Origin of the sequence: Oleiagrimonas soli (assembly GCF_000761445.1) — a bacterium.
Lineage (GTDB): Bacteria > Pseudomonadota > Gammaproteobacteria > Xanthomonadales > Rhodanobacteraceae > Oleiagrimonas > Oleiagrimonas soli.
The window spans coordinates 993762-1019142 of sequence record NZ_KN196470.1 but is presented as its reverse complement, the minus strand read 5'-3'; the positions used below and the strand labels follow the sequence as shown (position 1 = coordinate 1019142).

The window sequence follows — 25381 nt, the reverse complement described above, 5'->3', positions numbered from 1 at the left end:
ACCCACGATGAACGCACCCCTGACCGACATGGAGCGTCTGAAGCGCGAGAGCCGCCACCTGCGCGGAAGCATCGCCGAGGACCTGGCCGATCCGCTGAGCGGGGCCATCAGCGACGACGCCAACCTGCTGCTGAAATTCCACGGCAGCTACCAGCAGGACGACCGCGACGTGCGCGAGGATCGCCGCCAGCGCAAGCTGGAGCCGGACTACCAGTTCATGATCCGCGCGCGCCTGCCCGGCGGCGTGCTGACGCCGGCGCAGTGGTTGGCCTTCGACGCCATCGCCCGCGAACACGCCAACGGCACGCTGCGCATCACCACGCGCCAGACCTTCCAGCTGCACGGCGTCATCAAGACCGAACTCAAGCCGACCATGGCCGCCATCCACGCCGCGCTGATGGACACTCTGGCCGCGTGCGGCGACGTCAACCGCAACGTGGTGGCATCGGCCAATCCGGTCGAATCGGCCGCACACGCCGAGGCGCATGCCTGGGCCGTGCGCCTGTCCGAGCACCTGATGCCGGCCACCCGCGCGTACCACGAGATCTGGCTGGACGGCGAGAAGGTCGACAGCACGCAGGAGACCGAACCGCTGTATGGCGAGACCTACCTGCCGCGCAAGTTCAAGATCGGTCTGGCCGTGCCGCCGGACAACGACATCGACGTGTTCGCGCAGGACCTCGGCCTGATCGCCATCGTCGAGGACGGCGCGCTGACCGGCTTCAACGTCGCCGTCGGCGGCGGCATGGGCGCGACCCACGGCCACGCCGACACCTACCCGCAACTGGCCGACGTGATCGGCTTCGTCACGCCCGATCAGTTGCTGGACGCGGCCTGGCACACGGTCGCCATCCAGCGCGATTTCGGCGACCGCACGAACCGCAAGCACGCGCGTTTCAAGTACACGCTGGACGATCGCGGACTGGACTGGTTCAAGGCCGAATTGGAATCTCGCCTGGGCTTCGCTTTGCAGCCGGCGCGGCCGTACGCGTTCACCCACAACGGCGACCGCTACGGCTGGACCGAGGGCGCCGACGGCCGCTGGCACCTGACCCTGCAGATCGAGTCCGGCCGCGTCGCCGATCGCGGCGAGGCGCGCCTGATGACCGGCCTGCGCGCCATCGCCGAGGTGCACGACGGCGACCTGCGCATGACCTGCAACCAGAACGTGATCGTCGCCGGCGTGGCTCCGGAACGGCGCGCCGCCATCGACGCGCTGGTCGCCGAGCACGGCCTCGACGGCTACCGTCGCGGCAGCGCCATCCGTCGCCACGCCGTCGCCTGCGTCGCGCTGCCGACCTGCGCCATGGCGATGGCCGAGAGCGAACGTTACCTGCCCGAACTGCTGCCGAAGATCGAGGCGCTGCTGGACCGTCACGGCCTGCTCGACGAACCCATCCTGCTGCGCCTGTCCGGCTGCCCCAACGGCTGCTCGCGGCCGTACCTGGGCGAGATCGCGCTGGTCGGCCGCGCGCTGGGTCGCTACGACCTGCGCCTGGGCGCGGACTTTGCCGGTCAGCGGTTGAACGCGGTGCACCGCGAGAACGTCGACGAGTCCGTCATCCTCGATGCGCTCGACGCGCTGTTCGCACGCTTCGCCGACGAGCGCATGGATCGCGAGCACTTCGGCGACTTCCTGGTGCGCAGCGGCGTGGTCGAACCGCCGCCGCGGCGCATCCCGCTGGCGCAGATCGCATGAACGCGCCCGCGCTCGACCGCGACGATCTGGCCGGACTCAACGCCTGGCTGCGCGACCGCGACGCCGACACCCGCGTCGACTGGGCGCTACGCACCCTGCCCGGCGTGCACGTGCTGTCGTCCAGCTTCGGCGCGCAGGCGGCGGCCTCGCTGCACCTGCTGACGCAGCATCGGCCACGCATACCGGTGGTGCTGATCGATACCGGCTACCTGTTCGCCGAGACCTACGCCTTCGTCGACCGTCTGCGCGAGCGGCTGGACCTGAACCTGCGCGTGGCCCGCCCCGCGCTGTCGCCAACCTGGCTGGAAGCGCGCCACGGGCGACTGTGGGAACAGGGCGAAGCCGGCCTGGACCGCTACAACCGTCTGGCCAAGATCGAACCGATGCAGCGCATGCTGGCCGAACTCGACGCCGGCACCTGGTTTGCCGGTCTGCGCCGCAGCCAGTCCGACTCGCGCGCCGATACGCCCTTCGTCGAACGCCGCAACGGACGTTGGAAAGTGCACCCCATCGCCGACTGGAGCGACCGCGACGTCGGTCTGTACCTGCAACGCCACGACCTGCCCTACCACCCGCTGTGGGACGAAGGTTACGTCTCCATCGGCGACGTGCACACCACCCGCCGCTGGCAGCCGGGCATGCGCGAGGAGGACACGCGCTTCTTCGGCCTCAAGCGCGAATGCGGACTGCACCTGGACGTTTGACATGCATGAACCCGCGCTGACATCGGCTGCGCGGCCGATGCCCATCCGCGCCAAGAGCGCGCACAATGGGCGTCCGGCGGTATCCGCCACCCCCGACGTTCCTGCATGCGTCCCGGCCCTTCGGCCGCCTCGATCGCCCCTTGCCACGTTCGGAGAACACCCATGATCCACGAAAGCATTCTCGACACCATCGGCCACACGCCCATCGTGCGGCTGCACCGCATGGCGCCCGAAGGCCGCGAACTGTTCGTGAAAGTCGAATCCTTCAACCCCGGCGGATCGGTCAAGGACCGCCTCGCCCTGGCCATCATCCTCGACGCCGAGCGCCGCGGCACGCTGCAACCCGGCCAGACCGTCATCGAGGCCACCAGCGGCAACACCGGCATCGCGCTGGCGATGGTCTGCGCCGCGCGCGGCTATCCGTTCGTCGCGGTGATGGCCGATTCGTTCTCCATTGAGCGCCGCAAGCTGATGCGCGCCTACGGTGCCAAGGTCATCCTCACGCCCGCCGCCGAACGCGGCACCGGCATGGTGAAAAAGGCCGAAGCCCTGGCCAAGCAGCACGGCTGGTTCCTGGCGCGGCAATTCGAGAATGCGGCCAACCCGTCCTACCACCGCAACACCACCGCCGCCGAAATCCTGCGCGACTTCGCCAACCGCCGCCTGGACGTGTTCGTCAGCGGCTGGGGTACCGGCGGCACGCTGACCGGCGTCGGCGAGATGCTCAAGGCCGCGCGACCCGAGGTGCGCATCGTCACCACCGAACCGGCGGTCGCCGCGTTGCTGGCCGGCAAGGAATGGAATTCGCACAAGATCCAGGGCTGGACGCCCGATTTCGTGCCCGAGGTACTCAACCGCGACGTGCCGGACGACGACATCACCGTCACCGACGACGAGGCCATCGCCACCGCCCGACGGCTGGCGCGCGAGGAAGGCATCTTCGTGGGCATCTCCGCCGGCGGCACCCTGGCGGCGGCGCTGAAGGCCGCGGAGAAAACCGAACCCGGCGCGGCGATCCTGGCGATGCTGCCGGACACCGGCGAACGCTACCTCAGCACGCCGTTGTTCGAGGGCGTGCCGGACGGCTCGGACGACGAGTGGCTCGCCAGCCTGGATTGACGCAGACCGTCGCCGCGACTCACGAGGTGCCCGCGCCGCGGGCGCTCCCATGGAACAGCGCGGCGACCGCGCCGACCAGCACGCCGCCAGTCAGCGCCAGTAGCCAGTCGTCGGCATGCAGCGGCTGCAACTGCAATGTCGTCGCCAGCGCAGGGATCGTCAGCAGCACGACGGCCGAAGCCAGCGCCGCCAGCGGCACGATGCGGGCGGCTCGGGTGCGTCCGCGCCCCAGGGCCAGCGTCACCGATACGCTGGCGACGATCAGCACCAGCAGCGCCATGCTGCGCGCGTGCACGGCGCTGCCGGAAGATTCCAGACTGTAGGCGTAGCCGACGCCCACCAGCGCGGTCAGCGCCAGACCGCCGCCGATCACCACCGCCCATTCACGGGCCCCGAAGAACCGCAGCCGCCTCGTTCTCTGCACCTGCCGCAGCCGCACACGGGCGGGCAACTGCTGGAAGGCCAGCAGCGCCGTCGGATGGATGATCAGCTCCAGCCATACGACGTGGATCGGCAGATACAGTAGCGGCAAGCCCAACCAGGGCACGAAGGCCGCCGTCAGCACCAGCGGCATGTGAATCATCAGCAGGTAGGCGAAGCTCAGCTTCAGATTGCCGAAAAGCTGACGGCCCTCGGCGATGGCCTCGACCAGGGTGCCGAAGTTGTCGTCGAGCAGCACCACCGGCGCCACCTCGGAGGCCGTGCGCGTGCCGCGCCGCCCCATGGCGATGCCGATGTCGGCCGCCTGCAGCGCGGGTACGTCGTTGACCCCGTCGCCGGTCACCGCCACCACCTCGCCTTCCGCCTGCAGGGCGCGCACGATCTCCAGCTTGTGCATCGGCAGACAGCGCGCCACCGCGTCGAGACCCGACAGCGCCGCAACGCCGTCCCGGCGCAACTCGCGCACCAGATCCTCGCCCAGGCGCACCGTCGGCGCCGCACCGCCGAGCCCGGCCTCGGCGGCGATCGCGCGCGCCGTGAGCGGATGGTCGCCGGTGATCATGAGCACGCGGATGCCGGCTTGACGCGTTTCGGCCACCGCCTCCGCGACGCCCTCGCGCAGCGGATCGGCGAAGCCCAGCAGACCGGCGAACACATATTCGCGATCGGGCTCCCCGCCAGGCCAGGCTGGCAGCGCGCGCCGGGCGCAGGCGATGACCTTGTAACCGCGCGCCGCCCACTCGCCGGCGCGTGCGCTCCAGACTTCGAGCGCTTCCGTCGACAGCGTGCACATCGCCAGCACGGTCTCGGGCGCGCCCTTCGCCACGGCCTCGAAACGTCCGTCGCCGAGCGCGAAGACCGCCACCTCCCGGCGCGCTTTCTCGGTGAACGGAAACGTCGCCACGCGTTGGCCGTCGACTCCGCCGGCGCGTTCGAGAATGGCCGTGTCCATGGGGTCGGCGCTGTCGACGCGGCTGGCGCGCGCCGCCACGCGCAGCAAGGCGGCCTCGTCGCTGTCCGCCGCCGGCTGCAAGGTGCGCAGCCGCAGAAGTCCCTCGGTCAAGGTGCCCGTCTTGTCGGTGCAGATCGCACTGACGCGGCCGATGTTTTCCACCGCCACGGCCCGCTGCACCAAGGCACCGCGACGCGCCAGTCGCCACACGCCCACGCCGAGGAAGGCGGTCAGGACTACCGGAAATTCCTCGGGCAGCGCGGCGACCGCCAGCGTCAACGCACTGACCACCGCGTCGAGCAGACCGTGCCCCTGATACCAGCGCGCCAGCGCCAGCGCCATGCACATCAGCACCGCGACCGCGAGCAGCGCGGTCACCAGCGACGACAGCGCCTGCTGCAGCGGCGTGCGCTGCTGCGGACCGGCCTGCGCCAGACGCACGATGCCTCCGTACAGCGTGCGTGCGCCGGTCTCGATCACGCGCAGTTGCAGGGAACCGGTCAGTAGCCGCGTGCCGGCCGCACCCCAGTGCCGATCCTCGATCTCGGCGTCCGCGGGCATCTCGCCCGTCCAGGCTTGCTTGCGGCAGGGCAGCGATTCGCCGGTGAGCGCGGATTCGTCGAGTTGCAGATGCTCCCCGGCGACGATCACGCCGTCCGCGGGCAGGTATTCGGACGCCTCCACCTGTACCAGGTCGCCCGGCACCAGATCGACCGTGTCCACCTCGACCAGGCGATGGTCGCGCCACACGCGACTGCGCATGGCGAGCCGGCTGGCCAGACCTTCCACGCTGGCACGGCTGCGTCGATGCAGATACGCGTCCATGCCCAGGATCGGCAGCAGTGCCAGTCCGAGCACCACCGCCTCGGTGCGGTTGCCGAGCACGGCGAACAGCAGCGAGATGCCGAGCAGGAACCACGGCATCGGATCGCGCGCGCTGTCGCGCAGCACCTCGCGCCAGCCGGCGCGACGCGACGCGAACATGTCGTTGCGGCCGAAGCGCGCACGCCGCGCCTCCACCTCGGCGCGATCCAAACCGCGCGACGGGTCCGCCGACGAACTCCAGCGCTCAGGCGATACGCGATGCTTCATAGGCCGCTCTCCACCGACTTCGCCGCCCGCAAGCCCAGCGACTGCACGGGCTGCCCCCAAGCGGATTCCCACATCGAAACGGATGCCATGCGCGTGCACCTCCCCGGTTGGCGATGCCTACCCTGTCGACGAGTCGCAGCGTAGCGCACCTGCGCTCGGGGATGCCGCACGAACCGATCGACATAGCCATAAGCCGAGGCCGCCGTCGCGCGAGCGTGGCAACCACGTTGCATCCACGCCGGACACGTCGCCGACCGCCGCGCCAACTTCCGCGAAAAAGCGCATGAGGCCACCGAGACCGGCGCGGACATCCCGACACGGGCCGTCTCAGTGCAGCGTGGACGAACGGCCGGAACGAAGCACCGCCGAGGACGCCGCCATCGCCTCCTCGGCCACGATGCGCCCCCGCTCCATGCGCACCCGCCGGTCGACCAGGTGCGACAAGCCTTCCAGCCGGTGCGTGATGAGCAGCACCGTGCGGCCTTCGGCCAGGGTCGCCAGCGCGCCCATCAGCGACTGCGCGGTGGCGGCATCGAGGCCCTCGGTCGGCTCGTCCAGCAGCAGGATCGGGCGATCCGCCAGCAGCGCGCGCGCGATGGCCACCCGCCGTGCCTCGCCGCCCGACAGATGCGCGCCGCCCTCGCCCAGCCAGGTGTCGTATCCATCCGGCAGCGCCGCGACGACGTCGCTCAGCTGCGCCGCGTGCACGGCGGCCTCGATCTGCGCGCGCGTCGCGTCGGGGCGCGCCACGCGCAGGTTCTCGATCAGCGTGGCGTCGAACAGATGCGTGCGCTGCTCGACCACGGCGATGGCGGCGCGTACGTCGTCCGCCGCATATTCGGTGATGGAACGTCCGCCCCAGACGATGCGCCCACTCTCGAAAGGCTGGAACCGCAACAGTGCCGCCGCGAGGCTGCTCTTGCCCGCGCCCGAAGCGCCGGTCACGGCCACGCGACTGCCGAACGGAAGTGCCAGGTCCACCCCGTCCAGCGCCCACGGCGCATCCTCGGCATAGCGAAGCCGCACGCCGCGGAAGGCGATGTCCGGCTTGGCCGGTGGCTCGGCTGGCGCCGCCGGATCCTCGACCGCCGGTTCGGCGTCGACCAGTTCAAACACCCGCGCCGCCGCGGCCCGGGTCGCGCCCCAGCGCGTGAAGGCCTCGGGCAGCACAGCCAGCACCTCGAACGCCGCCAGTCCCAGCAGCACCAGCATGACCACATCCGGACCGGCCAGCGTGTGGGCGCGCGCCGCGGCCGCGCCCAGCAACAGGGTTCCCGCCGCCACCGTCTGCGCCAGCAGCGGTATCAGCGACTGACCGCGTTCCTGCAGGGCGTCCAGATGCGCCAGTCGCGCCTGCTGTTCGTCGGTCAGCACATGAATGCGTGTCTCGCGCGCCGCATCGGCGCCGTACAGGCGCAGCTCGGCCGCACCACGCACCAGATCGCCGACCGCTGCGCGCAAAGCCGCTTCGTCACGCACCATCGCCTCGGCCGGCGCGCGACTGCGTACGATCAACCAGCGAGGCAGCAGCACGGCCGCCGCCGTTGCCGCGATCAGCGTCAGCAACGCCACCGGCCAGGCATAGGCCGCCTGCACCGCCAGCACCAACGGCAGCGCCAGCAGCGCGACGACGATGGGGATGCCAATGCCCAGATAGGCGTGTTCGAGCCGATCCACGTCGGCGCGCAACCGCGAGAACAAATCCGCATGGCCGAGAAACCCGGTCCGCGCCGGCGCCAGCGGCAGCAGACGGTCGAACAGCCACAGCCGCAGACGCGACAGCACGCGCAGGGTGGCCTCGTGATTCACCAGCCGCTCGACATAACGCCCGCCAGTGCGCAACAGCGCCATCGCGCGGATCAGCGCGGCCGGCGTGTAGTAGTTCAGCACCGCGCCGGTCGCGCCGGCCAGCGCCATGCTGGCGATGAAATGTCCCGCGATCGCCATCAGGGCGATGCCGGCCAGCGTGCTGATCAGGGACACCAGCACGCCCAGCAGCATCCATCTGCGCTGACGGCCCAGCACGCGCCAGAAGCGTCGCAGCGGCCCCGTTGCCGGCGCGCTCATGCGGCTTCCTCGTTCTGCAGCAGGCGGAAGAACGCGCCCCGGTCGGCAAGCAACTGTGCCGGCGTACCCGCCTCGATCACACGCCCGGCCGCCATCACCACGACCTGATCGGCCGTGCGCGCCGCGTCCAGACGATGCGCCACCTGCACCACCGTCCGTCCGCGCCGAAGTTCGGCGATCGCCTGCTGCACCGCATGCGCGGATGCCTCGTCCAGATGCTGCGTCGGTTCGTCGAGCAGCAGCAGCGGCGCATCGCGCAGCCAGGCCCGCGCCAGCGCGACGCGCTGCGCCTGACCGCCGGACAGGCCGTAGCCGTGCTCGCCCAACGGGGTGGCCCATCCCTGCGGCAGATCGCGCAGCACCGCGTCGAGGCCGGCGGCGCGCGCGGCGCGCTCCAGGGCCATGTCGTCCGCGTCGGGACGCGCCAAGCGCACATTGTCGCGCAGCGTGCCGACGAACAGGTGCGGCCGCTGCGGCAACCAGGCGATGCGCGCGCACCATGCCTGCGCATCGAACGCATCCAGCGCATGCCCATCGACCCGCACCGTGCCCCGCGACGGCGCATGGAATCCCATCAGCAACTGCAGCAGGCTGCTCTTGCCCGAGCCGCTGGCGCCGACCACCACGGTCGTGCTGCCCGCGGCAAGATGCAGCGTGACGCCATCCAGCCCGGCGCGACCGGGCGCGTATTCAAAACGCACGTCCTCGAGTTCGATGCACGGCGGATGCATCGGCGCGTCCACTGCCGGCGAAGGGGTAGACACCGGCGCGTGACCGGGCGGCACACGCGTCAGCAGCGCGGCCAGATCGCCCGCGGCCGAGACCGCATCCATGCGCGCATGCCGCAACGCACCCAGGGCACGCAGCGGCAGAAAGAATTCCGGCGCCAGCAGCAGCACGAACATGCCGTGCGTGAACGCCACGTCGCCCCACATCAGGCGGAAACCAACCAGCACCGCGACCACCGCGATGCTCACCATGGCGAAGAACTCCAGCACCAGCGACGACAGGAACGCCACGCGCAGCACCGACATCGTCTCGCGACGATAGGCCTCGCTGCGTTCCGCCAACAGCACGCGGCGGCGCGCGCCGGCACCGAACAGGCGCAGCGTCACCAGCCCCTGCAGGCTGTCGAAGAATTGATTGCCCAGACGCAACAGGGTGACCCAGCGGCGCTGGCTGGCCCGCTCGGCCACGCCGCCCAGCAACACCATGAACAGCGGCACCAGGGGCGCCGTCACCAGCATCACCAACCCCGCGACCCAGTCCGCCGGGAACGCCGCGACCAGGACGATCAGCGGCAACAGCACGGCGGCGGCCTTTTGCGGAAGATAGCGCGCATAGTACGGCGCCAATGCGTCCACGCCATCGACGGTTCGCGTGATGAGATCGGCGCTCGACTGCCGCGCCAGCCATGCGGGTCCGCGCGCGCGGAACGCCTCAAGCACCCGCTTGCGCACATCCGCGACCACGCGACGACCGGCCTCGAAGCCGAACCGGCGCGCCTGCACGGCGCACGCCGCGCGCACCAGGGCCAGCAACACGAATCCGGCGGCGGCGGGCAGCACGTCGCGTACGTTGGCGTTCTGCAGGAGCATCGCGTTCAGCGCCCAGGCCAGCAGGCCCGCCTGCACGCACAGCAGTACCGTACCGGCGGCCCCCAGACCCATGGCGGACAACAACCAGCGTCGGACGCCCCCCTGCTGCTGCGTCAGCCAGTCATTCGCCACCGACGCGACATCCGCCTTCACGGATGCCGCGTCCGAAGCCTTCGCCCGCGCAGCGGGCGGTTCATCCATGTCAGCGTGCGTCATCCGCGACCGACTGCGGTGCATGTTCATCCTGGACATCGAGCATCGCTCCACCCGCCGCCGCACACAGCACGATGGTGGCCGTGCCCAGCAACCAGGCGAAGTACCACGGACCCAGCTCGCCCAGCACGATGGCCAGGAAGATCGCCACCATCGCCAGCGCCAGGAGCAGCAGGAAAATAATCGTACGTTTCATCCTCGCGTCTCCTTCAGTACGCGTGTTCGTCGGCGGCGACGTGCTCGGGCCGCACCTTGCCGCGCATCACGTAGAACGCCCAACTGGTGTACCAGACCACCAGCGGCACGAACACCACGGTGAATCCGACCATCCAGGTCAACGTCAACTGGCTCGAGGTCGCGTTCCACACCGTCAAGCTCTGCGACGGCTCGCTGCTCGACGGCATCATGAACGGGAACATCGCCGCGCCGACCGTGCCGATCACGCCGATCCAGCCCAGCGCGCCCGACCACCAGCCTAGGTGCGAACGCCCCGCGCGCGCCGCCAGCGCGGCGCCGATCACGCCGGCGAAGCCGACCAGCGGCACCAGCCACAGCACCGGATGCGCGCTGTAGTTGCCGAACCACGCACCCGCGGCTCGCGTCACGCTCTGCTGCATCGGCGTCTGTGCCAGGTTGCCCGACGGACCGCTGAGCAACTGGAAGCCGTCGATGGCGTGCACCCACACACCGCCCAGGGCAAACAGCACCACGGCCACCGCAGCGGCGACCACGACCAGCTTGCGCGCACGCTGGAACATCGCGTCCTCGGCGCCGTTCATCACCGTCAACCCGCCCATCATCGCCGACAGCGCCACCGACAGCACGCCGCACAGGATCGCGAACGGGTTGAACAGGGCCAGGAAGCTGCCGGTGTAGAACGAGGTCAGGTTCCAGCTGAAGTGGAACGGCACGCCCTGCAGGATATTGCCGATGGCCGCGCCGAACACCAGCATCGGCAGGAAGCCGCTGACGAACAACGACCAGTCCCACACGTTGCGCCAGCGCGCCGACGGCATCTTGCTGCGGTACTCGAAGCCCAGTGGGCGCACGATCATGCTCCACAGCAGCAGCAGCATGACTACGTAGAAGCCCGAGAAGGCCGTGGCGTAGATCAGCGGGAACGCCGCGAACACCGCGCCGCCGCCGAGGATGAACCACACCTGGTTGCCGTCCCAATGCGGGCCGATGATGTTCAGCGCCACGCGGCGCTCCAGGTCGTTGCGGCCGACGTAGCGCAGGATCGTGCCCACGCCCATGTCCATGCCGACCATCACCGCCAGGCCCATCAGCAGCACGCCCAGCAGCAACCACCAGACCACTTTCAGAATCAGATAGATTTCCATGGATCAAGCCTCCGCATTCGCCGTGGTCAAGGTCGGCGACGGCTTGGCATCGCCGTGGTCGTCGGGTCCCCTGCGTATCGCGCGCACCATCAGGAACATCTCCACCGCGATGAAGACGCTGTAGATCAGCACGAAACCGGCCAGCGAGAACACCATGTAGGTGACGCTGTGGGTCGAAGCCGACATCCACGTCGGCAACACGCCGTACACCGTCCACGGCTGCCGGCCCAGTTCGGCGACCAGCCAGCCCGCCTCGTTGGCGATGAACGGCACCGGGATCATCCACGGCGCGATCTTCAGGAACCAGCGCCGCCGCTCGACGTTGTTGCGCAGCGAGAAGATCACCGCGAGGATGAAGAACGCCAGCATCGCGAAGCCCGCCGCGACCATGGTGCGGAACGACCAGAACACCGGCGCCACCGGCGGAATCGTCGCCTTGGCGGCTGCATCGACGTCGGCGTCCGTGACCTTGCTCAGATCATGCTGGTAGCCCTGCACCAGGAAGCCGTAGCCGAGATCGTCCTGATGCTGGCGGAAGGTCGCCAACGCGGTCTGGTCGTCGGGGTTCTTCGATAGCGCCTGCAGGGCCTGCACGGCCGGGATGCCGTTGCGGATGCGCTGCTTGGCCATCGTTTCGAGCTGATCCACGCCCGGCACCGTGCCGTCCACCGAATGCGTGACCAGCAGCGACAGCGCGTAGGGAATCTGCAGCTCGCCGTGGTTGGTCTGGTCCTTCTGCGACGGGAACGCGACCACGTTGAACGGCATCGGCCCCTGTTCGGTCTTCCACAGGGCCTCCATCGCCGCCAGCTTGGTCGGCTGCGCCTGACCGCCGACGAAGCCCAGCGCGTCGCCCAGCGTGATGACGCCGAGCGTGGCCAGGATGCCGAAGATCGCCGCCACCCGGAACGAGCGCCGCGCCAGTTCGGTATGCCGCTTGCGCAGCAGGTAGAACGCGCTGATGCCGCACACGAAGATCGCCGCGGTGACGTAGCCGGCGATGGACGTGTGCACGAACTTCGCCTGCGCGTCGTGGCTGAAGATCAGGTCGGTGAAGCTGCTCAGCTCCATGCGCATCGTGTGCGGATTGAACGAGGCGCCCTGCGGCGTCTGCATGAAGCTGTTGGCGATCAGGATCCACAGCGCCGACAGGTTCGAGCCCAGCGCCACCAGGTAGGTCACGGCCAGATGCTGACCGCGCTTGAGGCGATCCCAGCCGAACACCATGATGCCGACGAAGGTCGACTCCATGAAGAACGCCATCAGACCCTCGATGGCCAGCGGCGCACCGAAGATGTCGCCGACGAAGCTCGAGTAGAACGACCAGTTGGTGCCGAACTCGAACTCCATGGTGAGGCCGGTGGCCACGCCGATGGCGAAGTTGATGAGGAAGAGCTTGCCCCAGAACTGCGCCATGTCCTTGTAGATCTTGCGGCCCGTGGTGACGTAGATCGTCTCCATGGCGGCCAGCAGGAAGGACAAGCCCAGCGTAAGGGGTACGAAAAGGAAGTGATACAACGCGGTGGCGGCGAATTGCCATCGCGAGAGTTCGACAACGGTCGAATCGATCATCGTGGGTTCCCTGGTAGCCAGTCTGTTCGCCAGCGGGGAAGCCCCCGGACCGGCGACAACGCAAACACCCTACTCTCTTGGATGTCGGGCTGCAGCCTACTCCAAGGACGTGGCGTCAACTCGTGACAGAATGTCGCGAATGGCGTGTATCTGAGCGGGAGTTGACTCAGGTCAACTTCGGCAAGACATCGACGCGGCGCGACCATCCGGAACCTCGCTCCGAATGGCCGCGCCCGCCGATGGCCGTGACGCGACTACGCCGTCGCGTGGATGCGCGTGACGTCGCGCTGCAGCTCGCTCCAGTGCGGCGGCTCGGGCCAGTCGGGCTCGATGTCGCCACTGAGCGCGGCTTGCAGATCGCGGCGATCGAGGTGCGGCGCGAACTGTTCGACCAGGTCCAGCGTATAGCTGCGCAGCACGCGATCGCGACGCAGCACCAGCCAGGTGGTGCAATCCGGCAGCAGGTGCGCGGCATCGAGCACCTGCAATTCGCGGTTGTCCTCGGGACGGATCGCCATCTCGGCCAGCACGCCCACACCGAGGCCGGCGCGCACGTAGGTCTTGATGAGATCGGCGTCGCTGGACGTACAGGCGAACAGCGGGCGCATGCCCGCGGCCTGGAAGGCCTGCTGCAGCGAGGACTCCGGACGCAGCGAGGAGTCGTAGCTGACCAGCGGCTGCCCGGCCAGATCGCCCAGGCGCAGCGGTCGGCTCAGGCGCGCCAGCGCATGGCCGCGCGGCACCACGACGGTGCGTCGCCAGTTGTACAGCGGCACGGCCAGTCCGCCCAGCGGCGCCGGACCGCTGCTGCTGATGATGGCCAGGTCGGCCTGTCCGCCGGCGAACAGGCCCTGGATCTGCGCGTCGCCGTGCGGACGCAGATGCAGGCCCACGCGCGGATGCTTGCGGCCGAAGGCGGCAATCGCGGAAGGCAGCACGAAACGTGCCTGGGTATGGGTGGTGAGCACGGTCAGATCGCCGTGCGCGTCGCCGCGCAGGTTGGCCGCGAGTGCGCGGATGCTGCGGGCTTCTTCGAGAATGGCGCGAGCGCGGGCGATGACTTGCTGCCCCGCCGGGGTGACCGACTTCAGGCTCTTGCCCTTGCGCGCGAACAATTGGAAGCCGAGTTCGCCTTCCAGCTGCTTGAGCTGCTTGCTGACGCCAGGTTGCGTGGCGTGGATGCGCTCGGCGGCTAGGGTGATGTTCAGGCCGGAATCGGCGATGGAAACGATATAACGGAGCTGTGTGAGTGTCATGAGGGCTGTTCCGAAGGTGGGCGTTGGCGGTGGTGGCGGGGGCCTGCATACATGCGCCAGCAATAATTGGTATTCGTAGTGCAAATGCTGATGTTTAGACGTTTCATGGTGTTTCCCTCGTAAAAACCGGCACCGCGCCGGTTATGCACCTCGAACATATCAGCAGTTTGCATAACGGTCCACTGCCCTCGTTTGGACGTCTATCAATCCAAACCGGACAATCGCATGCGTCATGCCCTGCGCGCATATCGGAACAGCAAGCCCTCATTTCACCGCCCGCGGACCGCGGCGTAGGGTGAAGCTCCGCATGCCGGAACCTCCGGGCATGCGCCGTTTTCACCCGTTCGAGTGGTCCGTGTCATGCCTCTGTATCCGCTGTTCGCCGACCTGCGAGATCGCCCTGTCCTGGTGGTGGGCGGCGGTCCGGTGGCCGAACGCAAGGCGGCGGCGCTGATCGTCGCCGGTGCGCGCGTCCGGGTCGGCGCACCGGAACTGACGGCGTCGCTGCGCGCCCGGGTCGAGGCCGGCGAAGTGCGCTGGATCGAAGGCACGTTCACCGGCGCCTGGCTCGACGAGGCCTGGCTGGTGGTCGCGGCCACCGGCGATCGCCGCGTCAACCGCGCCATCGCCGCCGCGGCCGAGGATCGCTGCATCCTGGTCAACGTGGTCGACGATCCGGCGCTGTGCAGCTTTCACGTGCCGGCGCTGGTCCGGCGCGGCCTGCTGACCCTCGCCATCTCCTCGGCCGGCCAGGCTCCGGTGCTGGCCAGCCGCCTGCGCGCGCGCCTCGAAACCGTGCTCGACGAATCGCTCGGCGCGCTGTCCGAACTGGCCGGACGCTACCGCCTGCGCATTCGCGAAGCTTTTCCGGACGTGACACAGCGTCGCCGCTTCTACGCCTGGCTGCTGGACGGCCCGGTCGCGCCGCTGCTGGGCCGACACCGGGAGGCCGAGGCCCTGCGCACCCTGGAGCAGGCGCTACAGACACCGCACGCTATCGCGCGCGCCGGACGCGTGACGCTGGTCGGCGCGGGTCCCGGCGATCCCGGCCTGCTGACGCTGAAGGCGCTGCGTGCCCTGCAGCGCGCCGACGTCATCGTGCACGACCGCCTGGTCGATGCGGCGATTCTGGATCTGGCCCGGCGCGATGCCGAGCGCATCGACGTCGGCAAGCGCAGCGGCGAGGACCACGCCGCAACCCAGCGCCGCATCCATGATCTGCTCCACGCGCATGCCGCCGCCGGACGCCATGTGGTGCGTCTGAAGGGCGGCGATCCGTTCGTGTTCGGCCGCGGCGGCGAGGAGCTGGAGTTTCTGCGCGCGCGCGGCGTCGACTACGAAGTCGTGCCCGGCGTCAGCGCCGCGATGGCCTGCGCCGCCTACGCCGGCATCCCGCTGACCCATCGCGAACACGCCCAGTCCGTGCATCTGCTGACTGCGCACTGCAAGGACTCCATCGACACCCTGGACTGGCGCGCCCTTGCCCGCGAACGCCAGACGCTGGCGCTGTACATGGGCGTGGCGCAACTGGAACACCTGACCGAGCGCATGCTCGCGCACGGCCGCGACGGCGACACGCCGTTCGCGCTGGTCGAGAACGGCTCGCGCCCCGGACAACGCGTCGTCACCGGCTGTCTGCGCGACCTGCCCGCGCTGGCACGCCGACACGACGTGCGCGCCCCGGCCATGCTGATCCTGGGCGAAGTCGCCGCGCTGGCGCCGCAACTGGCCTGGTTCGGCGCCGCGATCCACCCCGACACCGATCTCGCCGACGCCGCCTGAACGCGGCCGTCGATCTTCCCTTCCGACCCGACAAAGGAACCCGACCATGAGTCTGCCACTGGGCGAAACCGCTCCCGATTTCACCGCCGATTCCACCCAAGGAACGATCCGCTTCCACGACTGGAGCGGCAACCGCTGGATCGTGTTCTTCTCGCATCCCAAGGACTTCACGCCGGTCTGCACCACCGAGCTGGGCGAGTTCGCGCGCCGCAAGGACGAGTTCGAGCGCCGCAACGCGCTGCTGCTCGGCCTCTCGGTGGATTCGGTGGACGATCACCAACGCTGGTCGCAGGACGTCGCCGACGTCGGCGGCGCGGCACCGGACTATCCGCTGCTGGCCGATCCCGACCTGGCGGTCGCCAAGCTGTACGGCATGTTTCACCCCAAGGCCGATCCCAAGGTCACCGTGCGCTCGGTGTTCATCATCGACCCGCAGAAGAAGGTGCGCCTGACCCTGACCTATCCGCCCAGCGCCGGCCGCAACGTCGACGAGGTCCTGCGCGTGCTCGACTCACTGCAGTTGACCGACGGCAAGCAGCTGACCACGCCGGTCGGCTGGGAGCCGGGCGATGACGTCATCATCGCGCCCTCGGTATCGGACGAGGAAGCGCGCAAGCGCTACCCGGACGGCTGGCGCGCGCTGAAACCCTACTTGCGCCTGATTCCCGCCGACCGCGCCTGAGGCAGACCGCAACCGCGATGCCGTCCGCGGATCGCGGTTGCGGATACCGACGCAGCACCCATATCGGAACCATGAACATGCACGCCCTCGCCCGCCCGCACGACACCCAAGCCATCCGCCCGAACGACCTGTCCGCGGTGATCGGCCACACCCCGCTGATCCGCCTGCACGCGGCCAGCGAAGCCACTGGCTGCGAGATTCTGGGCAAGGCCGAATTCATGAATCCCGGCGGCTCGATCAAGGACCGCACCGCGCTGGGCCTGCTCGACGACGCCGAACGCCGCGGCCTGATCCGTCCCGGCGGCACCCTGGTCGAGGGCACCGCCGGCAACACCGGCATCGGTCTGGCGCTGGTCGGCAACAGTCGCGGCTACCGCACCCTCATCGTGATGCCGGAAACGCAGAGCGCGGAGAAGATCGCCGCCCTGCGCATGACCGGCGCCGAGGTGCGCCTGGTGCCGGCCGTGCCGTACAAGGACCCGGGCCACTACGCCCACCGCGCCCGCGCCCTGGCCGAAGCCATGAACGCCGCCGACACGCGCAGCGCCTGGTTCGCCGACCAGTTCGACAACACCGCCAATCGCGACTTCCACGAGACCAGTACCGGCCCGGAAATCTGGGCCCAGACCGGCGGCGCCGTGGACGGCTTCGTCTGCGCCACCGGCACCGGCGGCACCCTGGCCGGCGTCGGTCGTGCGCTGAAGGCGCGCAAGCCGGGCGTGCGCATCGCTCTGGCCGACCCGGCCGGTTCGGCGCTGGCCAATTACGTCAACCACGGCGAGCTGAGGTCCGAAGGCAGCTCCATCAGCGAGGGCATCGGTTCCAGCCGCGTCACCGCCAACTTCGCCGGCGCGCCAATCGATCTGGCCTGGAACATCCCGGACACCGAATCGGTCCCCCTGCTGCACGCGCTGCTGACCGAGGAAGGGCTGTGCCTGGGCGGCTCCAGCGGCGTCAACATCGCCGGCGCGATCCGCCTGGCGCGCGAATTGGGCCCTGGCCACACCATCGTCACGATGCTGTGCGACTCCGGCACGCGCTATCCGCGCAAACTGTTCAACCCGGCGCTGCTGCGCGAAAAAGGCATTCCGGTGCCGGACTGGCTGCAGCGGGCCTTCCCGCCAAGCTGAACGGTTCCCCTGCGCCGCGCGGCGGTCGGTCAACGATCGACGCGCCGACGCCGTTCTTGCTCGCGAAGGCCCGCCGACGCGGGTCGGGACGAGGACCGCTCATGAAAACCACTCTGATCGCCGCCTTCGGCGCCCTGTGTCTGCTCGCCAGCAGCGTCACGCTGGCCCACGACTTCGGCGACCGCGTGCAACAGCGCATGCAGCAGCATGGCCAGCGCATCGATCACCGCCTGGATCGTCGCGCCAACCGCGTCGACCGACGCACGGACCGCCGCTCGAACCGTCTGGCTGCGCACGGTCACCTGCGCGCGGCGCAGCGCGTGGCGCTGCACGGCGACCGCAAGGCCCATCGCCTGGATCGTCGCGGCGACCGCATCGAACACCGCTGGGACCGCCGCGGCGCGCGCTTCGACCGTCGCTGGGATCGTCGTCACTGAGCGCTGTTCCGGCCACACCGCATCGAGAAGGCGCGGCGCCCTGCCGCGCCTTTTCCATGCCAGCCCGTGCGCCACAAGCGGCTACACTATGCGCATGAGCGCAACCGAACTGACCCTGACCCGCCCCGACGACTGGCATCTGCACGTGCGTGACGGCGCACTGCTGGCCGCCGTGCTGCCGGACACCGCGCGCCGCTTCGGCCGCGCCATCATCATGCCCAACCTGAAGCCGCCGGTGGCCAGCGTGGCGCAGGCGCGCGACTACCGCGACCGCATTCTCGCCGCCTTGCCGGAAGGATCGCGTTTCCAGCCGCTGATGACGCTCTATCTGACCGAGACCACCACGCCCGACGACATCGTCGAGGCGCGCGAAAGCGGTATCGTGCACGCGGTGAAGTACTACCCGGCCGGCGCCACCACCAATGCCGCCAGCGGCGTCACCGATCTTCGCCGCGTCTATCCCGTGCTGGAAGCCATGCAGAAGCACGGCCTGCCGCTGCTGATGCACGGCGAGGTCACCGACCACGCGGTGGACATGTTCGACCGCGAGCCGGTGTTCGTCGAACGCCACCTCGCGCCGCTGCAGCAGGACTTTCCCGAGCTGCGCATGGTGCTGGAGCACATCACCACGCGCGAGGCCGCGCAGTTCGTGCAGGCCGCGCCGGCGCACGTCGGCGCGACGATCACGCCGCAGCATCTGCTGATGAACCGCAATGCGATCTTCGTCGGCGGCCTGCGTCCGCATCACTACTGTCTGCCGGTGCTGAAGCGCGAGACGCACCGCCAAGCGCTGGTGGCCGCGGCCGTCGGCGGCGACCCGAGCTTCTTCCTCGGCACCGACAGCGCGCCGCATCCGCGCCACGCCAAGGAAAGCGCGTGCGGCTGCGCCGGCATCTACTCCGCGCACGCCGGTATCGAGTTCTACGCCGAGGCCTTCGAGGCCGCCGGCGCGCTGGACAAGCTGGAAGGCTTCGCCAGCTTCCACGGCGCGGACTTCTACGGCCTGCCGCGCAACACCGACACCATCACGCTGCGCAAGACGCCCTGGACCGTGCCCGACGAAGTCGATTTCGGCGGCGTACCGGGCGTGCCGCTGCGCGCTGGCGAAGCGTTGGGCTGGCGACTCGATGACTGAAGCGGGACGCGCTGCCGGCGCTGCGCTGGCGATGCTGCTCGCGCTCGCGCTGAGCGGCGCGGCGCAAGCAGGCGACGCCACACCGCCGTCGCACACCACGCTGACCTACGACGGCGCGGCCATCGCCAACCTCGGTGGCGGCCTGCGCCGCGACACGGCCTATGTCGGCAACCTTCGCCTGGACAGCACCTTCGACCTCGACCGCATCGCCGGCTGGCCGCAGACCACCGCCTACGTCAACGCCATGTGGCTGCACGGCGGACAGCCGGACGCCTTCATCGGCGACGCACAAGGCGTCAGCAACCTCACCGCGCCGCCGGGCGTGGTGCTGGAGGAAGCCTGGATCCAGCGCAACTTCAACGCGCACGGCGTGTCCCTGCTGGCCGGCAAGTACGACGTCAACAGCGAGTTCTACACGCTGCAATCCGCCAACCTGTTCCTCAACAGCTCGTTCGGCGTCGGCCCCGAATTCGCGCAGAGCGGCATCGACGGCCCGTCGATCTATCCGCGCACCGCGCTCGGCGTGCGCGTGGCCTACAAGCCCTCGCCGGGCGTGATCCTGCGTACCGCCGTGATGGACGGCGTGCCGGTCCAGCGCGAAGGTCATCGCTACGACGCCTTCGCGCCCGGCGACGGCCTGCTGGTGGTGTCCGAACTCGCCCTGCTGAACCGTCCCGAACATGCACTCGAAGGCGACGCCCGCCTGCGCACTGGCCGCGACGCGAATCTGCCGCCCTACCAGGCCAAGCTGGCCCTCGGCGTGTGGCACTACACCACCGACTTCGTACCGCTCGACTCCGCATCGACGACGGCGCGCAGACACGGCGCCACCGGCTACTACGCGATCGCCGGCGGTGTGCTCGCGCGTGACCGGACACACGACGCACGCGCCTTGTCAGGCTTCGTGCAGTTCGGCGTGGGCGATCCCGGCGTGAACCGCTTTGGACGCTACATGGGCTTGGGTGCGGTGCTTTCGGCGCCGCTGCCCGGACGCGACACCGACGAGTTGGGGTTGGCCGTAGCGCGCGCCCGCGACGGCATCGACTACCGCCGCCTGCAGACCGGTGCAGCCCGTACCACCGCGACCGAGACCACCTGGGAAGCGAGCTATCTGGCTCAGGTATCTCCGTGGCTGGCGGTCCAGCCGGACCTGCAGTACGTGGTGCATCCCAATGCCGATGCCTCGGTGCCGAATGCCTGGGTCTTCAGCCTACGTTTCGAACTCTCGTACGATCTTTGAGATTCGCGGAAAGACTGCGGACGAAGCTGTCTCAAGAATCCGGGAGACGTCATCGGGTCGATGAGCCAAGCGTGTTCCTATCGAACAGACAGCGTGCGATGATGCTTCGCGTGTTTTAAGGGACCCACCATTTCGGTGTCTGAGCGAGCCATGGATTCGATGGCAGATTCGCAGGTCAGCACGTTGCTCGACCTGCAACGTGAGTTATTGGCGGTGGTCGCCCGCCCCGGCGCCCTGCGGCAACGCCTGGACCAGCTCTGTCTTCTTATCGAGCATGCCCTCGACGGCTGGATCGCCACCGTCATGCAGCTCGACCATGCGACGGGACGCCTGCGCTTCGTCAGCGTGCCGACGGCGCCGGACGATCTCCTTGCCCAGCTCGACCAGGCACAACCGGGCGATGGTCACGGTTCCTGCGCCTACGCCGCCTGGAAGAACCAACCGACCTACGTGAGCAATGCAACGCAGGACCCTCACTGGGCCGCACTGCGGGATGTCGCCGTATCGTTCGGCGTGCACTCGTGCTGGTCGACTCCCGTGCACGACCGCGCGCAGAACCTCGTGGGCACGTTCGCGCTCACCTCGCTGCGCGCGGGCCCGCCCGGCGAGTACCAGCAACACCTGCTGGAACTGGGAGCGATCGGCGCCGGATTGATCTTCGACCAAGAAAACGAAGCGCTCCTGCAGACCGCTGAAGAACGGGCCGCGCGCCGATTGGCACTGGTCACGGGCACCACGCCCAACGGCATCATGTTCACCGATGCCCATGGCAACATCGAATGGGTCAATGCCGGCGCGCTGGAACTGCTCGAACGCACGGCGGCCGACATCGTCGGCAAGAACCTGTGCGCGGTCCTGGATCAGGGCGCCGAAACACCCGAACTGAAGCAAGCGCTTCAGGCCGTCGACAGCGGCGAATCGTTTGCCGGAACGCTGCGGCTGCGACGGCCATCGGGCAAGACATGGGCAGCGCAGATCACCTGCACCCCAAGACACACGGAGCACAGTGGCACGACCGAAGGCGCCGTGGTGATGCTGATCGATGTCAGCGCGCTGCAACGGCTATCCGAATTCAACCTTCTGCTGGCCCATGTCGACACCGCCCTGTCGCGAATCAACGACCCCGGAGAACTGCTGCAGCTGATCTGCGACCTGACCATCCGGCACGCCGGACTGAGCCTGGTCTGGATCGGCCGACCCAACGCGGAAACCGGTTGGTTTGAAGCGATGGCCGCTGCCGGTCCCGATCGCGACTATCTCGATGCGGTGAAGATTTCCAGCAACATGGACCTCCCCGAGGGCCGTGGCCCTTGCGGCCTGACCTGGAACGACGGCCAAAGCCGCTTCGACTGCTCGTTCGAGGAAACCGAGCTCAAGCCCTGGGCGGAACCAGCGCGCGAGTGGGGGTTCGCCGCCATCGCGGTGCTGCCGATCCACCGGGCGGGCCGGCTCTGGGCGCTGCTGTGCGTCTACCATTCCGAACTGCACTCGTTCGACCCGACACTGCAGTATCTGCTGCAAACCTTGTCGATGAACATCTCCTCCGGTCTGGACCGCATCGATCTGGCCGACCGCGAGCGCGAAAGCCAGGCCTTGAACCAGTCCATGCTGGAAAGCGCCACGGTCGGCGTGGTGCTGACCCGCAACAATGTCGTGTTGCACGCCAATCGTCGCGCGGCGGAAATCCTCGGAGCCGCCGACGCCGTCGCACTGGAAGGCCACAGCGCATCCGAGTTCTATGACCAGTCGGAACATGGCCGCTGGCTCGCGGAACAGACCCGCAGGGCCTTCGACAACGATCGGCGGGCCATCATCGAAATTCCGGCACGACGGATGGATGGCGAACGGATATGGCTGCGTCTGGAAGGTGCGCCGTTCCATCACCAGGACTACGACGAAATCTGGAGCCTGATCGATCAGACCGAACAGCACCGGGCCATGGACCAGCAGGAACTCATGGCCAACGCACTGGCTTCGGTGCAGGAAGGTGTGATCATCACGGACACCCAACAGCGCATCGTCTACATCAACCAGGCCTTCCGTGACCTCACCGGGTACGACTTCGGTCAGGTGCGTGGCGGCAACTACAGCCTGCTGCAGGGTCCCGAAACCGATAAAGGCACGATCCGGCGCATTCACGCCACACTGCAGGACGAAAGCGAATTCGTCGGAGACATCCTCAATTACCGCAAGGATGGCAGTACATTCTGGAGTCTGCTGACCATCAATCCGCTGCGCGACAGCCAGGGCTGCCTCAGCCATTACGTCTGGGTACAGCGGGACATCACCGACCTGCGCCGCCTGACCGCGCGCATGGAATATCTGGCCTTCCACGACGAACTCACCGGACTGCCCAACCGGCGCGCGCTGGAACACTATCTGGCCGATGCCCTGCCCCGGGCGATGACCGACCATCACGTCATCGCCGTGGCCATCATCGACCTGGACGACTTCAAGATCATCAACGACACCCACGGCCATGTCACTGGCGATCACCTGCTCAACGACCTGGCCCAGGCTATCAAGCCGCAGCTGACCGAACACGATTTCTTCGCCCGGCTGGGCAGCGATGAATTCGTGGTTGTATTCCACGAGTCGTCCCCGCGCCACGCAGAACATCGATTGCAGAAGCGCTTTGCCAGCATCGGCCAATGTCTGCGCACACCGTTCGACGCCGGGTCGGGACAGTCCATATACATCGGGCTGAGCATGGGCGTAGCGCTTGCGCCCCGTCACGCTACCGAGGGCGGCATGCTGCTGCGGCTGGCCGATGAGGCCCTGCTCAAGGCCAAGCGGCACAAGCTTGAGCGCGCAAACTGGTGGTCCATTCACGGAGAAGTGGACGATCAGGAAGCATTCGCATCCATCGCCCCGTACGGCAAGGACGCCGCCGACGTGCTGGATGCCGTGCACCCGCACCTGACCGGAACCTTGAAGCACCTGGTCGAGAGCTTCTACGCGCTGGTGCTTGCCGACCCGCATGCCGGACGATTGCTCGGCAATCTGCATGCCGGGGACGTCGAACACCTCAAGAAGCGTCAGCTCGCGCACATGCAATTGCTGACCGCCGCAAGCGCTACCCGCAAGAATCTGATCGAGGCCAGTCAGCGCGCCGGACGCATCCATGCGCTGATCGGCATCGACAGCGTCCTGCTGATACGCTGGATGTCCGTCTACCATGAAAATCTGACGCGACAGTGCAACACGCTGCCGATCAGCAAGCGTCTGCGCCATTCCCTGGTGCAACTGCTCGACCATCGCCTGCAGGACGACATGCAGGCGCAACTGGAAGCGCAGACGAATGTGCAGGATCGCTACGCGGCGATCATTGACCAGTTCATGCCCGACCGGGGTTCGGGCTGGAACGACGCCATCAGCCTGGAAGTGCGCCTGCTGGCGCGGCTGCCCGGCATGACCGGCGTCATGGTCCTGCGGCAGAGCGGGTCGGACACCTACAACATCGAATACAGCGCCGGAAGCGCCACTCGCGCCATCGCCACGGTACTGGCCGCAACGTACGGAGTACACGACACCGCGCACCTCGCACCACCCGAAGAAAGCCTGCTGTCGAAAGCCTGGCACACCGCGAAAATTCTCACCTGCCCCGCCCTGAACGCCACGGACACCGCCATCGCTCTAGCCTTGCCACCGACCCTGGCGCGCATCGACGTGCGCGCCGCGAGTTGCATTCCGGTGATGGACGAACAGCATCTGCCCGTGGCGCTGTTGCTGCTGCTGGGACACTACCCGAACCAGTTTGAAAGCAAGCAAATGCAGCATTTCCTGCGCAACCTGCAGTTGCGCGGCAACGAGATCTGGCAGCGCAGCATGCGTCCGTCGCCGCCGGTCTCCTACGAGCAGGCCGCGGCGTTCCGGCGCCGCCTGTTCAAGGACGGTCTGTGCATGCTGCTGCAGCCGATCGTCGACCTGCATACCGGACGCCTGATCAAGGTCGAGGCGCTGGCCCGGCTGACCATGGAGAACGGCGCACTGCTCGGGCCGGATATCTTCCTTCCCCTGTTGCGCAATGCCGAACTCGACACCCTTTTTCAGCGCGGGCTGGACATGGCGCTCGGCGACCTCGTCGCGCTGGAGCGGCAGGGCCTGCACATCAATCTCACGCTGAACATTTCACCGCACACGCTTGCCGAACCCGAGTGCCGAGCCTGGGTGAGCGATGCCCTGGAGCGCCACGGCGTGCCGCCACAGCGTCTGTTCCTCGAGATTCTGGAAAATCAGCGGGTGGATCGCCAAGCGCGCGACGATGGCGTGCGGCGTCTGGTCGAACTGGGCGTGCGCTTCGCCATCGACGATCTGGGTTCGGGCTACAGCAGTCTGCGCAGGCTGGCCAGCCTGCCCTTCGATGCGGTGAAAGTCGACCAGGATCTTCTCGCCCGATTGCATATCGACCCGGTGCAGTCGATCACGCTGATCAGCGCGGTGGTTCAGATCGGACGGGATTTCGGTTGCGAGGTCATCGCCGAGGGCCTGGAAGATTCCGGCATGATCGAAGTCGCGCAGATGCTGGGGGCCGGCATGGGACAGGGATATGCCATCGCCCGACCGATGAAGGCCGCGGAACTCCCCGACTGGAACCGGCAATTCACCCTCGACTCGCGCAGCTACGATCCGAAGACGCCGCTCGGCGGGCTGACGTTCCAGTGGATTTCCCTGCGTCACGAGTCGCTGCATACGGCGGCATTGGAAGACTGCCCACTGACGCGCCTGATGGAATGCAGCAACCGGAAGGACATCGGCGATGCCAGATCGCTTCACGCTGCCGTGCACGATGACCCGAACGACCGCAACGCCGCGCGCAGATTGCTCGACTGGATGCAGGCATGCATTCGCGGCCCGCTTGCCGAGGCGCAGGACGGCGCCAACGAAAAAGGCCCTCCCGACTGATTCGGAAAGGCCTT

The 25381-nt window shown here is 68.2% G+C and carries 17 protein-coding genes; 10 read left to right on the top strand and 7 right to left on the bottom strand.

The window, feature by feature from the left end; translation table 11 throughout:
• Nucleotides 1-7: 7 nt before the first annotated feature.
• The 3 genes from cysI (at nt 8) to cysK (ending at nt 3522) form a co-directional block, all read left to right on the top strand.
• Nucleotides 8-1699 carry an assimilatory sulfite reductase (NADPH) hemoprotein subunit gene (gene cysI / locus LF63_RS04430; RefSeq protein WP_043099912.1) on the top strand — a complete coding sequence of 564 codons (1692 nt, stop codon included), beginning with the start codon at nt 8-10 and terminating at the stop codon, nt 1697-1699.
• Nucleotides 1696-2403 carry a phosphoadenylyl-sulfate reductase gene (locus tag LF63_RS04425; protein WP_043099911.1) on the top strand — a complete coding sequence of 236 codons (708 nt, stop codon included), beginning with the start codon at nt 1696-1698 and terminating at the stop codon, nt 2401-2403. The genes cysI and LF63_RS04425 overlap by 4 nt, the downstream gene beginning before the upstream one ends.
• Before the next feature lie 162 nt (nt 2404-2565).
• Entirely contained in the window at nt 2566-3522 is a 957-nt protein-coding gene (cysK, locus tag LF63_RS04420) for a cysteine synthase A (protein ID WP_043099910.1), read from the top strand.
• 19 nt (nt 3523-3541) lie between these two features.
• On the opposite strand, the gene LF63_RS04415 is transcribed toward cysK, so the two are convergent.
• The 7 genes from LF63_RS04415 to LF63_RS04385 all read right to left on the bottom strand — a co-directional run bounded on the left by LF63_RS04415 (nt 3542) and on the right by LF63_RS04385 (nt 14056).
• Nucleotides 3542-6007, bottom strand: a complete 2466-nt coding sequence (locus tag LF63_RS04415) for a cation-translocating P-type ATPase (RefSeq protein WP_052394683.1) — start codon at nt 6005-6007, stop codon at nt 3542-3544.
• Nucleotides 6008-6334: 327 nt separating this feature from the next.
• Nucleotides 6335-8074: a thiol reductant ABC exporter subunit CydC gene (gene cydC / locus LF63_RS04410; protein WP_043099909.1), complete on the bottom strand. Its 1740-nt coding sequence runs from the start codon at nt 8072-8074 to the stop codon at nt 6335-6337.
• A complete protein-coding gene (gene cydD, locus LF63_RS04405) occupies nt 8071-9804 on the bottom strand; it encodes a thiol reductant ABC exporter subunit CydD (protein ID WP_161782321.1) in 1734 nt (577 codons plus the stop codon). Before cydD ends, cydC begins: the two co-directional genes overlap by 4 nt.
• A 70-nt stretch (nt 9805-9874) precedes the next feature.
• The gene (locus LF63_RS04400) at nt 9875-10081 is read right to left on the bottom strand and encodes a hypothetical protein (RefSeq protein ID WP_043099908.1); all 207 of its coding nucleotides are present in this window, start codon (nt 10079-10081) and stop codon (nt 9875-9877) included.
• 13 nt (nt 10082-10094) lie between these two features.
• Nucleotides 10095-11228, bottom strand: coding sequence for a cytochrome d ubiquinol oxidase subunit II (gene cydB, locus LF63_RS04395; protein WP_043099907.1), 1134 nt, complete (start codon nt 11226-11228; stop codon nt 10095-10097).
• 3 nt (nt 11229-11231) lie between these two features.
• A complete protein-coding gene (locus LF63_RS04390) occupies nt 11232-12800 on the bottom strand; it encodes a cytochrome ubiquinol oxidase subunit I (RefSeq protein ID WP_043099906.1) in 1569 nt (522 codons plus the stop codon).
• Between the two features lie 254 nt (nt 12801-13054).
• Complete coding sequence (locus LF63_RS04385; RefSeq protein ID WP_043099905.1) at nt 13055-14056, bottom strand: LysR substrate-binding domain-containing protein; 1002 nt, start codon at nt 14054-14056, stop codon at nt 13055-13057.
• Nucleotides 14057-14416: 360 nt separating this feature from the next.
• Between LF63_RS04385 and cysG the strand changes: the two genes are divergently transcribed.
• From cysG to LF63_RS04350, 7 genes are all read left to right on the top strand, one after another.
• Nucleotides 14417-15838, top strand: a complete 1422-nt coding sequence (gene cysG / locus LF63_RS04380) for a siroheme synthase CysG (RefSeq protein WP_043099903.1) — start codon at nt 14417-14419, stop codon at nt 15836-15838.
• Nucleotides 15839-15884: 46 nt separating this feature from the next.
• On the top strand, nt 15885-16520 hold the full coding sequence (locus tag LF63_RS04375; protein ID WP_043099902.1) for a peroxiredoxin: 636 nt from the start codon (nt 15885-15887) through the stop codon (nt 16518-16520).
• Between the two features lie 77 nt (nt 16521-16597).
• Nucleotides 16598-17650 carry a cysteine synthase A gene (locus LF63_RS04370; protein WP_043103133.1) on the top strand — a complete coding sequence of 351 codons (1053 nt, stop codon included), beginning with the start codon at nt 16598-16600 and terminating at the stop codon, nt 17648-17650.
• Between the two features lie 101 nt (nt 17651-17751).
• Nucleotides 17752-18087: a DUF2790 domain-containing protein gene (locus LF63_RS04365; protein ID WP_043099901.1), complete on the top strand. Its 336-nt coding sequence runs from the start codon at nt 17752-17754 to the stop codon at nt 18085-18087.
• Nucleotides 18088-18181: 94 nt separating this feature from the next.
• On the top strand, nt 18182-19222 hold the full coding sequence (pyrC, locus tag LF63_RS04360) for a dihydroorotase (RefSeq protein WP_043103132.1): 1041 nt from the start codon (nt 18182-18184) through the stop codon (nt 19220-19222).
• Entirely contained in the window at nt 19215-20462 is a 1248-nt protein-coding gene (locus tag LF63_RS04355) for a carbohydrate porin (protein ID WP_081945083.1), read from the top strand. The genes pyrC and LF63_RS04355 overlap by 8 nt, the downstream gene beginning before the upstream one ends.
• A 150-nt stretch (nt 20463-20612) precedes the next feature.
• Nucleotides 20613-25367, top strand: coding sequence for an EAL domain-containing protein (locus tag LF63_RS04350; RefSeq protein WP_043099897.1), 4755 nt, complete (start codon nt 20613-20615; stop codon nt 25365-25367).
• Nucleotides 25368-25381: the final 14 nt, after the last annotated feature.